Genomic DNA, 14,414 nt, shown 5'->3' on the forward strand with positions numbered 1-14,414 from the left:
CCATTGTTACGCATTCGACGCGCATTGCTCTTCTCTGCGTGCGAAGGCGCAAGCGCGGTCGGTATTATTGGCGCACGGTATTGACTGCCGTACTGGGCGTCGCACACGTCGTCCGAGAGGAAAGTGCGTGGCCCTGATCCTGATTCTGTCGTCGGCTCCTCCTGCGGAGCACGCTCTGCCCGCCCTGGAGCTGCTCGGCCATCAGGTGCGCCAGATCCCGGCAGAACCCGCGCAGCTGGTGACCGCTCCGGACAGTGACGTCGTGATCGTGGATGCCCGCAATGACCTGGTGGGAGCGAAATCGCTGTGCAAGCTCCTGCGCACAACGGGCCAGGATGCGCCGCTGCTGCTCGTGGTCACCGAGGGTGGGCTGAGCGCCGTCTCCGGGGACTGGGGCATTGATGACGTCCTGCTCACCGGTGCCGGTCCCGCCGAGATCGATGCGCGCATCAGGCTCGCTCTGGCCCGCAGCACGGTGACGGCTGAATCAAGTCGGGTGCAGGCATCCGGTATCACGATCGACGAGCAGTCGTACGCGGCGAAGCTCCGCGGCAAACCGCTGGATCTGACATACAAGGAGTTTCAGCTGCTGCATTTCCTGGCCACCCACCCCGCACGGGTCTTCACTCGTGAGCAGCTACTCAGCGAGGTATGGGGATACGACTACTTCGGCGGTACCCGCACGGTCGACGTGCACGTCCGGCGCCTGCGCGCCAAACTCGGCGACCAGGAGCAGATCATCGGCACTGTGCGCAACGTCGGCTACCGCTTCAATGTGTACGACGAAGACCAACTGACCGCCACGTCACGGTAAGACACCGGATTCGTTCACACCTAAGCCACGTCTCGATGCCAAGATATACAGCATGATCGATCCAGCTCTCGCAGACGCCGGCCTGGGTGACGCCGAGGACGATGACTTCGACGCCATCGAATCTCCGGACTCCCAGTTACCCGACCACCGCTTCCATGACCGGGAGATCAGCTGGCTCGCGTTCAACCAGCGCGTGCTCGAACTGGCGGAGGATACGAGCCTTCCCGAGCTGGAACGATCGAACTTCCTGGCGATCTTCGCGAGCAACCTCGACGAGTTCTTCATGGTGCGCGTCGCCGGGCTCAAACGCCGTATCGTCACGGGCCTCGCGGTGCCCTCCAATGTCGGCCGCTCCCCCTCTGACGTTCTCTCAGACATTTCCCGCGATGCCCATGCGCTGCAGCTACGCCATGCCGCCGCGTGGATCGATCTGGTGCGCCCGGCGCTCGCGGATGCCGGAATCGAGATCACCGAGTGGGACGAACTCGTCGACTCGGAGCGCGAAGCTCTGACCGAGTACTTCCAGCTGCAGGTCTTTCCCGTTCTCATGCCGCTCGCCGTGGATCCGGCGCACCCCTTCCCGTACATTTCGGGACTGTCGTTGAACCTCGCCATTCGCATTCGCAATGCCCGCACCGGCCGGCAGGAATTCGCGCGTCTGAAGGTACCGCCGATGCTGCCGCGGTTCGTCGAGGTTCCGGGCACGGGCGAGATCAAGCGGTTCCTGCGTCTGGAAGAGCTGATCGCCAATCACCTGGGCGATCTGTTCCCCGGCATGGAAGTACTCGATCATCACGCGTTCCGACTCACCCGGAACGAGGATGTCGAGATCGAGGAGGATGAGAGCGAGAACCTCATCCAGGCGCTCGAAGCTGAGCTGCTGCGTCGCCGCTTCGGGCCGCCGATCCGTCTCGAGATCAACGATGACATGGATGATCTCACCCTGGATCTGCTCATCAAAGAGCTCGACATCACCGAGCAGGAGGTCTACCGACTTCCCGGCCCGCTTGACCTCCGCGGACTGTTCTCACTGTCCAGGGTCGACCGCCCTGATCTGCGGTACCCGCCACATCTGCCGACGACGGCGGTGGCGTTCCAGCCGGCTGGTTCCGCCACCCGCGCCGATATCTTCGCCGCGATCGGCAAGGCGGATGTGCTCGTGCATCACCCCTACGAGTCCTTCGCCACCAGTGTGCAGGCGTTCCTCGAGCAAGCAGCTCGCGACCCGCATGTCCTCGCCATCAAGCAGACTCTGTACCGCACCTCCGGTGACAGCCCTGTTGTGCAGGCGCTCATCGATGCGGCTGAGGCGGGAAAGTCTGTGCTCGCCCTCGTCGAGGTGAAGGCTCGCTTCGATGAGGCCAACAACATCGTCTGGGCCCGCAAGCTCGAAAAGGCCGGCGTCCACGTCGTCTACGGCCTGGTGGGGCTGAAGACGCACTGCAAGCTCGCCCTCGTCATCCGTGAGGAAGAGGGCAAACTGCGCCACTACTCGCACGTCGGCACCGGAAACTACAATCCGAAGACCAGCCGCGTCTATGAGGACTTCGGCCTGTTCACCGCTGACGCACAGGTCGGCAAGGATCTCACCAGACTGTTCAATGAGCTCAGCGGCTACGCGATCGAGAAGAAGTTCAAGCGCCTGCTCGTCGCCCCGCTGCACCTGCGCAAGGGACTGCTGCGCCAAATCAACAACGAGCGCACGAATGCCCTCGAGGGTCGCCCGGCGCACATCCGCATCAAGGTGAACTCGCTCGTCGACGAAGAGATCATCGACGCGCTCTACCGCGCCAGCCAGGCCGGGGTGAAAGTCGACATCTGGGTGCGCGGCATCTGCAGCATCAAGGTCGACCTGCCCGGAACCAGTGACAACATCACCGTGCGCAGCATCCTGGGCAGATATCTCGAGCACTCGCGAATCTTCGCGTTCGAGAACGGTGGCGACCCGCAGGTGCACATCGGCAGCGCCGACATGATGCACCGCAACCTCGATCGACGAGTTGAGGCGCTGGTGCGCGTGACCGATCCCGCCCATATCAAGGAACTGCTCACCTTCTTCGATCTGGCAATGGATGACGGCACCAGTTCGTGGCATCTCGGAGCCGAGGGCACGTGGGAGCGGCACGCCGTCGACGCCGAGGGCAACCCGCTGGTCGACCTGCAGGACAAGACCATGAACCAGGTTCGACGCCGTCGGCGTCCGCGTTCGGTTCGATGACGTTGCGATCGGCTGAGGGAGCGACCGAGATCGTGCAAGACGACAAGGCTGTGTACGCGGCAGGCGCCGTGGTCTGGCGGCTCGTGGACGGCAAACTCCGCGTGCTGCTCATCCACCGCACGAAGTATCGGGATGTGACCCTTCCCAAGGGGAAGGTCGATCCCGGCGAGATGCTCGCCCAGACGGCGGTGCGCGAGGTCTTCGAGGAGACCGGCATCCGCGTCGCCCTCGGCGTCCCCGTCGGGGTGAGCAGGTACTTCATGCGTCCCAAGCGGCAGAAAGTCGTGCACTACTGGGCTGCTGAGGCCACCGAGGAGGCCATCCGCAACTCGGCCTTCGTCCCGAACCACGAGATCTCGGGTCTGGAATGGGTCAGTGTGAAGAAGGCCCGAAAGTGCCTGAGCTACCCCGTGGATCTGGAAATCCTGGATGGGTTCGAAAAACTCGTCGATGACGGCATCCTGCGCACCTTTCCGATCATCGCGCTGCGTCACGCGAAAGCTGTCGGACGCTCCGATTGGGAGATGTCGGATGCTTCGCGGGTGCTGACCGAGCGCGGCAAGAAGCAGGCCGCCGCCATCGTCGCACCGCTCCTCGCTTTCGGGGTCCGCAAGATCATCACCAGTGACGCCGTCCGGTGCGTGCAGACGATCACGCCGCTGGCGAAGGCACTCGATCGCAAGCCCGTGCAGACCGAGCTCATCAGCCAGGATGCCTGGGAAGAGGGGCGTTCGGACGCACGGCTGGTGATCGGCAAACGCGTACGCGCCGGCAAACCCGCGGTGCTGTGCAGTCACGGCCCGGTACTCCCCGACATCTTCAGCGAACTCGCCCTGGCCACCGGCACCATGCCGGGGTCGTATCTGGGCAGCGCTTCCGCGCTCGAAGTGGCGGCTTTCTCGGTCGCACATCTGTCGGCGACCAACCCCGGCTCGGGGATCATCTCGATCGAGACGCACGTCCCGAAAGTCTGACGCTTCGCCAGTCGTTCACCTTCTGTTTACCTCCGCGGGAGAGTCTCGTTAACTGTCGCACTTAGCGTCACTGTGTGCCCTGCACCGGGCCCAACCATCCACGATCGAAGGATCCACAGTGAAGATCTCCCGAATCGCACGAATCGGCGCCGTCGGCGCCGTGGCCGCTCTCGCTCTCGCCGGCTGCGCCGCGAACGAAGCACCTGCAGGCGAATCATCCGATGCACCCGCCGAGACCGGCGCAACCGCACTCTCCGGCACCATCGACGCCACCGGCGCCTCCTCGCAGGCAGCAGCCCAGGAGGCCTGGGTCGCCGCGTTCCAGACCGCCAACGTTGAGGTCACCGTCAACTACGAGCCCACTGGCTCGGGCACCGGCCGCGAGAACTTCCTCGAGGGTGGCAGCAGCTTCATCGGCTCCGACCGTGCGTTCAACGCCGAGGAGATCGCCGCCGGCGGCTTCGGCGCCTGCACCACGGACGACATCGTCGAAATCCCCGTCTACATCTCGCCGGTCGCCGTCGCGTTCAACCTCGAGGGCGTCGACACGCTGAACCTGGACGCCGCCACCATCGCGAGCATCTTCGGCGGCACCATCACCAACTGGAACGACTCCGCGATCGCGACGCTCAACCCCGACGCCACGCTCCCCGACCTGGCCATCTCGCCGGTTCACCGCTCCGACCCTTCGGGCACGCAGGAGACCTTCACCAACTACCTCGCGGCGACCGCTCCCGACATCTGGACCTACGAGGTTTCCGACGAGTGGCCGATCGAGGGTGGCGAGGCCGCACAGGGCACCTCCGGCGTCGTTCAGGCCATCACGGCCGGCAACGGTGCGATCGGCTTTGCTGACGCTTCCCAGGTCGGCGACCTCGGCCAGGTACACGTCGGCGTCAACGGCGAGTACATCGCGTACTCGGCGGAGGCCGCATCGCAGCTCGTCGAGGGCGCAGAGCTCGAAGAGGGCCGCGGGGCCGGCGACCTTGCGTTCGCTGTTGACCCTGCTGCTGCAGCAGACGGCGCTTACCCGATCGCCCTGGTCAGCTACCTGATCGGCTGCGAGCAGTACGAGGACGCGAACGTCGCTGAGCTCGTCAAGTCGTACTTCACCTACATCGCCAGCCCCGAGGGCCAGGATGCCGCCGCAGACAACGCCGGCAACGCCCCCATCTCGGACGGCCTGCGCGACAAGGTCCTTGCTGCGATCGACCTCATCCAGGTCGGCTGATAACGCCCTGATGGCATACAGCTGACGTCGATGCCCTCGCACCCAGACTAGGGTGCGGGGGCATCGACGAGCACGCTACGATTCACTCCGACTCCTCCGCCCGAAACAGGGAGACCATGAGCACGACCGAGCAGGTAAAGACCGCGCGCACCGATCCGCCGGCCACGATCAAAGCCAAGCAGCGCCTCGGCGACCGGGTATTCTCCGGAACCGCGCTGGGCGCCGGGGTCATCATCCTCATCGTCCTGGCCGCTGTTGCGACGTTCCTCATCATCCAGAGCATCCCCGCGTTTCAGGCCGACACCAGCGATAACCACATCCTCAAGGGTGAGTCGTTCTGGACATACGTCTGGCCGCTGGTCTTCGGCACGCTCTGGGCCGCGTTCATGGCGCTGGTCATCGCAGCTCCGATCTCCATCGGCATCGCGCTGTTCATCTCCCACTACGCACCCCGCAAGCTCGCCTCGCTGCTGGGCTACATCATCGATCTGCTCGCCGCGGTCCCCTCGGTCGTCTTCGGCCTGTGGGGCGGCCTCGTGCTCGCCCCGATGCTCCAGCCGATCTATGCGTGGCTGAGCGAGAACGCGAGCTGGATCCCGTTCTTCCAAGGCCAGGTCTCCTCGACCGGAAAGACCATCCTGACGGCAGCTCTCGTGCTCGCCGTGATGTGCATCCCGATCATGACCGCGATCTGCCGTGAAGTCTTCCTGCAGACGCCCACCCTCCACGAAGAGGCGGCGCTCGCGCTCGGCGCAACGCGCTGGGAGATGGTGCGGATGGCTGTGCTGCCATTCGCTCGCGGCGGCATGGTCTCGGCCGCGATGCTCGCTCTCGGCCGCGCACTCGGCGAGACGATGGCCGTGACGATGGTGCTCTCACCGTCCGCCGTCATCAGCTTCCTGGTGATCACCGCCACCAACCCGACGCCGATCCCCGCGAACATCGCCCTCGCCTTTCCGGAAGCGCACGGCACCGGCGTCAACACACTGGTCGCAACCGGCCTTATCCTCTTCGTCGTGACCTTCGCGGTCAATGCGCTGGCACGCTGGATCGTCGCCCGCCGCGCCGAGTTCTCGGGAGCGAACTGATATGACCACCACCGTCGAGCCCGACGTCTCACCCGCCAGCGCCACCAACGTCTCGCTCACATCGGGCAGGCTCCCGAAGTGGGCACCCTGGGCACTGCTGCTGCTGTCGTGGGTCATCTCGTTCGCTGTGTTCGGCGTTACGAGCATCGGCGAGGATCTCGCCGACTTCAACATCGTGGGCGCATCGATCATCGGCATCCTGATCTACATGGTGCTGATCACGGTGCTGTCGATGATCGTGGAAAGCCGCCGCAAGGCGGTCGACCGGCTGATGACGGCACTCGTGGCAACAGCATTCCTGATCGCCCTGATGCCCCTGGTCTCACTACTGTGGACCGTGGTCTCCAACGGCCTCAACCGCTTCGACGCCGAGTTCTTCTCCTTCTCGATGCGCAATGTCGTCGGTGACGGCGGCGGCATCGTGCACGCTATCTGGGGCACGCTGCTGATCACGCTCACCGCCGCCGTGATCTCGGTGCCCATCGGGCTGATGACGTCGATCTACCTGGTCGAGTACGGCCGCGGAAAGCTCGCGAAGGGCATCACGTTCTTCGTCGATGTGATGACCGGAATCCCCTCGATCGTCGCCGGTCTGTTTATCTACGCGGTCTTCTCATTGATCTTCCGGCCCGGCATCTCGATGGGCATCATGGGTGCACTGTCGCTGGCAGTTCTCATGACCCCGGTGGTCGTTCGAGGTAGCGAAGAACTGCTGAAGATCGTTCCGAACGAGCTGCGCGAGGCCGCCTACGCGCTCGGTGTGCCGAAGTGGCTGACGATCCTCAAGGTGGTGCTGCCCACCTCGATCGCGGGCATCATGACCTCGATCACCCTCGCCATCGCTCGCGTGATCGGTGAGACCGCACCGCTGCTGCTGACCGCCGGATTCACGATGAGCATGAATACGAACATCTTCAACGGGCAGATGATGACTCTGCCTGTGTTCGCCTACAACCAGTACATGAACCAGGGCACGAACCCGGATGCTGCTCTCGACCGAGCATGGGCTTCTGCTCTCACCCTGATCCTGATCGTCATGGTCCTGAACCTGCTCGCACGCCTGATCGCGAAGTGGTTCGCCCCGAAGACATCCGGCCGCTGAGCCGCACCCGATCCGTTCGTAAGGAAACCACACGTGTCCAAGAGCATCGAAGTCAATGACCTCAACGTCTACTACGGCGACTTCCTCGCCGTGGAGGGCGTCTCTCTCGAGATCCAGCCGCGCAGTGTCACAGCGTTCATCGGGCCGTCCGGTTGCGGCAAGTCCACGTTCCTGCGCACCCTGAACCGCATGCACGAAGTCATCCCGGGCGCTCGCGTGCAGGGTGAAGTGCTGCTCGATGGCAAGGACCTGTATGGTCCTGGCGTCGACCCGGTGCTCGTACGCCGCCAGGTGGGCATGGTGTTCCAGCGCCCGAACCCGTTCCCGACGATGTCGATCAAGGAGAACGTGCTGGCCGGCGTGAAGCTGAACAACACCCGGATGTCGAAGAGCGATCAGGACGCACTGGTCGAAAGTGCGCTGACCGGCGCGAACCTCTGGAATGAGGTCAAGGACCGGCTCGACCGCCCGGGTTCCGGCCTGTCCGGCGGCCAGCAGCAGCGTCTGTGCATCGCCCGTGCGATCGCGGTTGAGCCCGAGGTCATCCTCATGGACGAGCCGTGCTCGGCTCTGGACCCGATCTCGACCTATGCGATCGAGGAACTGATCGGCGAGCTGAAGAACCAGTACACCGTCGTCATCGTCACGCACAACATGCAGCAGGCGTCCCGCGTCTCGGACAAGACCGCGTTCTTCAACATCGCCGGTACCGGCAAGCCCGGCAAGCTCATCGAGTACGGCGACACCACCTCGATCTTCACCACCCCGACCGTGCAGGCCACTGAGGACTACGTCTCCGGCCGGTTCGGGTAGTCGCTCGGTTCCCGGTCGGTTCGTCGGTCGGTTCGTCGGTCGGTTCCCGCCCCTGTCCCGAATCCCAGAGGCCTCGGGTTCGCCTCGGCGTGCCGCGCCCCGTCGGGCCCGCGACACGCCGTACAAGCACGCAACCGTCTGCGATTCGGCACCGCCGACACGTTCTGCACATCTTTCGGAACGGCCGAGTTCTCCACGGATCGTGGGTTCTGAGGGTTCGGCTGTGACCTGACGAGCGGATGCTCGGACGATGTCCTTCGTCCTTGCATCCGCTGTCCTCGCTGTCTACGGCCCGATCGTCCGCACACACGAACTGCGTGCTCACGGCGTGACGAAACGGGAGATCTCTCGGGCTCGTGCCGCCGGCGAGATCATTCGCATCCGGCAAGGACTGTATGCGGCTCATGACACCTCGGAGGAGCTTCTGCATGCCGCATGGCACGGCGGTACACCGTCCTGCCTGGTCGCCGGACGGATGCACGGTTTGTGGATCCTCGACGAGCGAGAGCCGTGCGCTGCCGTCTCGTCGCCGCGCCACGTGTGGATCGGTCACGCGGGGCAACGTCATCCATGCTTTGGCGATAGGTGTGATGAATCACTCATCTGGCACTGGGACGACGGCGATGCCGTGCCTGGGGATCTTCCTCCTGTTGCGAATGTGCTTCTGCAGATCGCGGTGTGCGCAGACGACGAGACTTTCTTCGCCGCGCTGGAGTCTGCTCTGCGCAAGTCGCTGATCCCGCCGAGCGGTATGACCTGGCTGAGTGCGCGCCTTCCGAGTGAGCTGCGTTGGATGCTCGGCTTCGCGCGCGCAGATGCCGACAGCGGTCTCGAGTCTCTGATCAGGCTCCGCCTGCATCTTCTCGGGATATCGGTGCGCACGCAGGTGTCCATCGAAGGCGTCGGCGAAGTGGATTTCGTCATCGGCGATCGACTGATCGTGGAGGCAGACGGAAAGGAGAACCACGACGATGATCCATCGGCCACGGCCGCGCGAACCTCGCGTCGTCATAAAGACCTTGTGCGCGACGCGAAGGCTGCTGCGCTCGGCTATGAGACCCTGCGGTTCGACTACGCCTTGATCGTGCATGACTGGCCGACGGTGGCTGCGGCGATCATCGCGAAGGTGCAGGCGGGCGCTCATCTCCGAGGATGATCGGCATCCGGTGCGCCGAATCCCAGACGCGCCGTTGCACACGCAGCGTGTCAGGCGCCGGTCCCCCGCCGACACGCCGAGGCCGACCGGAGGCGTCTGGGATTCGGCACCCGCGGATCGGCCGTGCGGCGAGACCGTCGGCCCGGGTCGGGCTATGCCGAGAGCATCCGGTCTCGAACCTGACGCCGCAGCACCTTGCCGATGAGTGACCGAGGCAGATCATCGACAGCGGCGATTCGCCGGGGCACCTTGTAGGACGCGAGTCGGGTGCGGCAGAAGTCCCGCAGCGCCCCTGCATCGAGGACCGCTCCCTCACGAAGCACGACGGCCGCCACGACGTCTTCACTGCCGTTCGATCGCGGGACTCCAACGACGGCTGCGGAGACGACGTCTGGATGCGCCTCAAGAGCCTGCTCGACTTCGGTGGGCGATACGTTGAAGCCGCCGGTGATGATGAGCTCCTTGAGCCGATCGACGATCGTCACGAAACCGTCTGCAGAGACCTCAGCGATGTCGCCCGTTCGCAGCCATCCGTCAGCGAGCAGCACGGCTGCCGTGTCGCCAGGGCGCCGCCAATAACCTTGGAACACCTGCGGCCCGCGGATGAGGAGTTCGCCTCGTTCTCCGAACGCCAGATCAACAGCGGGATCACTCGGATCGACGACACGAATCTCCGTGCTGGGGAAGGGCACGCCCACGGTGCCGGGCCGTCGAGTGGGACCCATCGGGTTGCCGAGCGCCACCGGTGAGGCCTCCGTCATGCCATACCCCTCGACGAGAAGACCTCCGGTGGCTTCCTCCCAGCGCCGGACCGTCTCGACGGGCAGGCTCATGGCGCCGGAGATCGCGAATCGCACCGTCGAGAGGTCGATGGAGCCGCGGGATGCAGCACGGGCGAGCTGGTCGTAGATCGGTGGCACCGCAGGCAGGAAGGTCGGCGGACTCGTGCGCGCAGCATCCGTCACCAGGTCGAGATCAAAGGTGGGGAACAGCACGAGCTTCGCGCCGATGCTCATAGCGAAGGTGAGACACAACGTCATCCCGTACGCGTGGAACAGCGGCAGTACGCCATAGAACGTCTCCTCACCGTCGACGAGTCCTGGCACCCAGGCGCGGCCCTGCATGGCATTCGCGCGCAGATTCGAGTGCGTGAGGATCGCGCCCTTCGGGTCACCGGTCGTGCCACTCGTGTACTGGAGCAGGGCGACGTCCTCAAGCCGGGGACCGGCAGTGCGCCGCGAGATCCGACGATTGTCGAGCAGTTTCTTCCAGGTGAGCGTCCCCCTCGCCTGGGGCGTTCCGGTCAGCTTGTTCCGCGATTCGCGAGCTTTCCTCAACGGCAGACGCAGAGCCAGCCGCTTTGCGAACGGGAGTGCAGTGGTGATGTCGACGCTGATGATGCGCTCGAGCTTGAGATCGGCGGGAAAGTCGGCGAGCGTGTCGACGCTCTTGTCCCAGACGATCGCGACGCGGGCGCCGTGGTCCTCGAACTGGTGACGCAGTTCACGGGCGGTGTAGAGCGGGTTGTGTTCGATGACGATTGCGCCCAGCCGGAGCGCCGCATAGAAGGCGACGACGTGCTGCGGACAGTTCGGCAGAACCAACGCGACGCGGTCCCCCGGCTTCACGCCCAGGCGCCGCAGGCCTTCTGCAGCTCGTTGGATCTGCTCCCCCAGATCCCGGTAGCTCGTGACGGCACCGAAGAACTCGAGCGCAGGCCGCCGCCCGAACGCCTTGACGCTCGCATCGATCATCTCCGGAAGCGTCTGTGCGGGCACGCCTATCTCAGCGGGAACGCCATCCGCGTATGCCGCAAGCCATGGTCGTGATTCGTAAGTACTGGCAGACATATCTCCATCCTGCCTCGAACGCGGGCCGCTGTCAGTCTCGAGCAGACAGCAAATATCGGTTCATCTCAGCGGTGAATTCGGTGTCGACGGACAGCGCGGTGCCGTCGATGGCCGTGATCGGTACGGCCAGCCTCACACTCGACACCAGCCACGCGGCATCCGCCTGTGCGAGATCGGATGCCGGAATCCGGTCGTACCCCGTTTCGAAGCCGCGTCGGACGAAGAATTCGTAAACGCTCAGCTGTGTGGTGCCGTGCAGGATGCCACCCGCCGGCGCCGGCGTCACGAAGCGGTCGCCGAAGCGCAGGATCAGCGATGCGGTGGGAGCTTCGAGCACGAAACCGTCCGTCGACACGAACACCGCATCATCCGCCCCGCGTCTGCGCGCTTCGCGCAACGCTGCCATATTGACCGCGTATGACAGCGTCTTTGCCCCCAGCAACAGCCAGGGTGCGCGCTCTGCCACATCGAGGTCGTAGCCACGCTCCAGCGTCACCACGCGCACTCCCGCTTCGCGCACGGCCGCGAAATCGGTTGCCGGTGCAGCCGTCACCCACGCCGTCGGTGTGGGCCCATGCTCGACCCCGCGACTGAGGATCAGTTTGATCACGGCCTCGCCCGGCGGGCACTGGGCAGCAGCCACCGCCACTGCTTGGCGCCACTGCTCTGCATGGGGCACGGGGAGGTCGCAGATCCGCGCGGAGTTGGCCAGTCGCTCCAGATGCGGCAGCACCTCTTGCGCGTGCCCGTCGATGACTCCGATCGACTCGAAAACGCCGTCACCGCGCTGCGTACTCAGCTCTCCGACACTCAGGGCCGGGGCTGCGGCATCGACGATCGTGAATGTGTCCGCGTAGTCGGCACGCTCCTCGGAGGCGTCCACAGGATCGATGATCAGGGCGAAGCGCTGTGCCATGACCCGACTCTACGGCAGAGGCCCCAGCGGGAATACCTTCGGTTCCGGGGCGTTACAATTGAATGGCCGGGCCGCATAACCCCGGGCTCCAAATTCTGCCGCTACGAGCGGCCTTCCGCCGAGAGGCGTTTTTGCGGCCCGGTCTTCTCATTCCCAGCGTCAGTTCGGCTCCGCACCGGTTCAGGCTCCGCACCGGTTCAGGCTCCGCACCGGTTCAGATCCCAGGGCCCGACCCTGTCAGTTCAGTGAACCGACACGCCACAGGCCTGCCGCGGCGCTCAGATCGTTCGCGAAGGTGTGCAGCCGCCGCGCCCTGGCAGTCAACTGTGTGGCCCGCTCGGCTTCCGTCGCCTCGTAGTCGTCGGCGACGTGCGTCGCCCCGGAGACCTGCACACGGCAGAACGCCGCGGCCCGTTCGAGCGCGACCGCGAAGTCCCCCTGGAACACGCCCCGCAGAATCGTGTCGATCAGCGTGACAAGCTCCTCCGGGCTCGCGGGTGCCGGAGCGCCGGCAATAACAGCATCCACCGATCGCAACTCAACGCGACCGCGCTCATACAGCAGCGCGGCGGTCTGCGAATCGTTGTGAATCGAGAGTTGCAGCAGATACAGCCGCCAGAGTGCGCCGGGCAGCGACACGGCCGGTGCGTCCGCCCAGAGTTCCGCGATGTCGTCAATACCGAACTCGCTGGTGAACTCGATCAGGCGCCGGGCGCTTTCTCCGCTCTCGTCGTCGCGGGCGCGCTGCACGAGTGCGGATGCCGTGGCATGAGCGACTCGTCGAGCCTCGACCGACCCCGACGATCCGACAAGATTGTCGAACGCCGTGGAGGGTCGCCGGATAGGACGGTGAAACTGCTCAGGCATCCCTCCAGGCTACTCGCGCTCAGGCGGTGGGGATCACGATGATGGGATCCGTTGTCGGAAGCCCCGTGGGAGAACCCCCCGCTGGCTCCACGGTGACGGCGATCACATCACCGGCACGCATCGGCCCATCGAGCAGTGCTGTCGCGTTTCCGCCATCCGTCTCGAACAGTCCGGCAGGCACCGGCTGCTCGCCGCGCACGAACCACAACTGGTACGTCTGTTCATCATCGAGTGCGTCCAAGCCCTCAGCGACGAGAACCGCGTTTCCTTCTGACTCGGCCCAGTGCGCGGTCGCCTGCAGCCCGGAGTCCAGCTCGACGCTGGCCTGTTGGGCATCCGGCGCCGCTTCGATCTGCTCCAATGCGATGACGGATGCTGGGCGCATCAGTTGCGGAATCAGAACGGCCGCGCCGACTCCGAGACCGACGATCAGCACCACCGAGGCGGCGAGCGCGAACAGCCCACGGCTCCAGCGTCGAGGCGCGCGCGCATGCGCGGGTTCGGCATCGGTTGCCGGGGCGGGGCCAGATGCCAGGGTCGGGCCGGGCACCGGCCCCTGCGTCTGCCCCTTCGCGATTTGGGCGAGCAGGGCCTCGCGAATACTGGCAGGCGGTTCGACAGCGGACACAGCATCCGCCATCAGATTTGCCGTCTCGGCATCGTCCGCGGCGATCGCAGCCCACTCCGGATGAGACTCGAGCGCATCGATGAAACGCCGCTGGTCGGCATCGGACAGCGCATCAAGGGCGTGGCCTGCAGCGAGCTCGGCGAATTCCCTCTCGTTCATGCGGTCACCCCCATCACACTTCGCAGACGTGAGAGTCCGTCTCTCATCCTCGTCTTGATCGTTCCCAGCGGCGCCTGCGTCAGGACCGCGATCTCGCTTTGACTGTAACCGCCGAAATACGACAGCACGAGCGCTTCACGCTGGGGTTCCGGCAGCGTTCCCAGCGCTGCCACCACGCGGTCACCATCGATGCTCAGTTCGACCTGCTCGGCAACACTGTCGTGAGCCACAACCACGTCGCGGATCCCGACCCGGATGTCTCGGTCGGTGCTCGATTGCGACGAACGGACGCGATCCACAGCGCGACGGTGAGCGATCGTGAGGACCCAGGTTCGTCCCTGTCCTTTGTTCGGAGCGAACCGCCCCGCGGATTGCCAGATCTCCAGGAAGACCTCCTGAAGCACTTCTTCGCTCTGTGAGCGATTGACGAGCACGCGCAGGATGAGCCCGAAAACTCGCGACGAAAGCAGATCATAGAGTTCGGCAAACGCCCGCTGGTCCCCGTCGGCTACGCGGAGGAGGAGTTCGGCAACGGGGTCTCCCGCTGTGCCGTCCTCCGGCATCTCCACGCCGTCGATAACCATTTCGATAAGCATGC

13 protein-coding genes are annotated in these 14,414 nt (G+C 64.8%); 8 read left to right on the plus strand and 5 right to left on the minus strand.

What is annotated here, in order from left to right; all coding sequences use genetic code 11:
• The first annotated feature begins 127 nt into the window (after positions 1-127).
• From ACSS7Z_RS13915 to ACSS7Z_RS13950, 8 genes are all read left to right on the plus strand, one after another.
• Positions 128-814, plus strand: coding sequence for a winged helix-turn-helix transcriptional regulator (locus ACSS7Z_RS13915; protein ID WP_438255470.1), 687 nt, complete (start codon positions 128-130; stop codon positions 812-814).
• Positions 815-866: 52 nt separating this feature from the next.
• A complete protein-coding gene (locus tag ACSS7Z_RS13920) occupies positions 867-3,032 on the plus strand; it encodes an RNA degradosome polyphosphate kinase (RefSeq protein ID WP_438255471.1) in 2,166 nt (721 codons plus the stop codon).
• Positions 3,029-4,006, plus strand: coding sequence for an NUDIX hydrolase (locus ACSS7Z_RS13925; protein ID WP_438255472.1), 978 nt, complete (start codon positions 3,029-3,031; stop codon positions 4,004-4,006). The genes ACSS7Z_RS13920 and ACSS7Z_RS13925 overlap by 4 nt, the downstream gene beginning before the upstream one ends.
• 118 nt (positions 4,007-4,124) lie before the next feature.
• The gene (locus ACSS7Z_RS13930) at positions 4,125-5,237 is read left to right on the plus strand and encodes a phosphate ABC transporter substrate-binding protein PstS (RefSeq protein WP_438255473.1); all 1,113 of its coding nucleotides are present in this window, start codon (positions 4,125-4,127) and stop codon (positions 5,235-5,237) included.
• Positions 5,238-5,353: 116 nt separating this feature from the next.
• Positions 5,354-6,325 carry a phosphate ABC transporter permease subunit PstC gene (gene pstC / locus ACSS7Z_RS13935; protein WP_438255474.1) on the plus strand — a complete coding sequence of 324 codons (972 nt, stop codon included), beginning with the start codon at positions 5,354-5,356 and terminating at the stop codon, positions 6,323-6,325.
• A gap of 1 nt (position 6,326) precedes the next feature.
• On the plus strand, positions 6,327-7,427 hold the full coding sequence (pstA, locus tag ACSS7Z_RS13940) for a phosphate ABC transporter permease PstA (protein ID WP_438255475.1): 1,101 nt from the start codon (positions 6,327-6,329) through the stop codon (positions 7,425-7,427).
• A 33-nt stretch (positions 7,428-7,460) separates the two neighbouring features.
• Positions 7,461-8,240, plus strand: coding sequence for a phosphate ABC transporter ATP-binding protein PstB (pstB, locus tag ACSS7Z_RS13945; RefSeq protein WP_438255476.1), 780 nt, complete (start codon positions 7,461-7,463; stop codon positions 8,238-8,240).
• Between the two features lie 250 nt (positions 8,241-8,490).
• Entirely contained in the window at positions 8,491-9,396 is a 906-nt protein-coding gene (locus ACSS7Z_RS13950) for a type IV toxin-antitoxin system AbiEi family antitoxin domain-containing protein (protein ID WP_438255477.1), read from the plus strand.
• A 152-nt stretch (positions 9,397-9,548) separates the two neighbouring features.
• Here the strand turns inward: ACSS7Z_RS13950 and ACSS7Z_RS13955 are convergent, their stop codons facing one another.
• From ACSS7Z_RS13955 to sigK, 5 genes are all read right to left on the minus strand, one after another.
• Positions 9,549-11,246: a long-chain-fatty-acid--CoA ligase gene (locus tag ACSS7Z_RS13955; RefSeq protein WP_438255478.1), complete on the minus strand. Its 1,698-nt coding sequence runs from the start codon at positions 11,244-11,246 to the stop codon at positions 9,549-9,551.
• 31 nt (positions 11,247-11,277) lie between these two features.
• Complete coding sequence (locus tag ACSS7Z_RS13960) at positions 11,278-12,162, minus strand: aminodeoxychorismate lyase (RefSeq protein ID WP_438255479.1); 885 nt, start codon at positions 12,160-12,162, stop codon at positions 11,278-11,280.
• A gap of 237 nt (positions 12,163-12,399) precedes the next feature.
• Positions 12,400-13,029 carry a DNA-directed RNA polymerase subunit beta gene (locus tag ACSS7Z_RS13965; protein WP_438255480.1) on the minus strand — a complete coding sequence of 210 codons (630 nt, stop codon included), beginning with the start codon at positions 13,027-13,029 and terminating at the stop codon, positions 12,400-12,402.
• A 19-nt stretch (positions 13,030-13,048) separates the two neighbouring features.
• Positions 13,049-13,816, minus strand: coding sequence for an anti-sigma factor (locus ACSS7Z_RS13970; protein WP_438255481.1), 768 nt, complete (start codon positions 13,814-13,816; stop codon positions 13,049-13,051).
• The gene (gene sigK / locus ACSS7Z_RS13975; RefSeq protein WP_438255482.1) at positions 13,813-14,412 is read right to left on the minus strand and encodes an ECF RNA polymerase sigma factor SigK; all 600 of its coding nucleotides are present in this window, start codon (positions 14,410-14,412) and stop codon (positions 13,813-13,815) included. Before sigK ends, ACSS7Z_RS13970 begins: the two co-directional genes overlap by 4 nt.
• Positions 14,413-14,414: the final 2 nt, after the last annotated feature.

Origin of the sequence: Microbacterium wangyouchuni (assembly GCF_051546305.1) — a bacterium.
Lineage (GTDB): Bacteria > Actinomycetota > Actinomycetes > Actinomycetales > Microbacteriaceae > Microbacterium.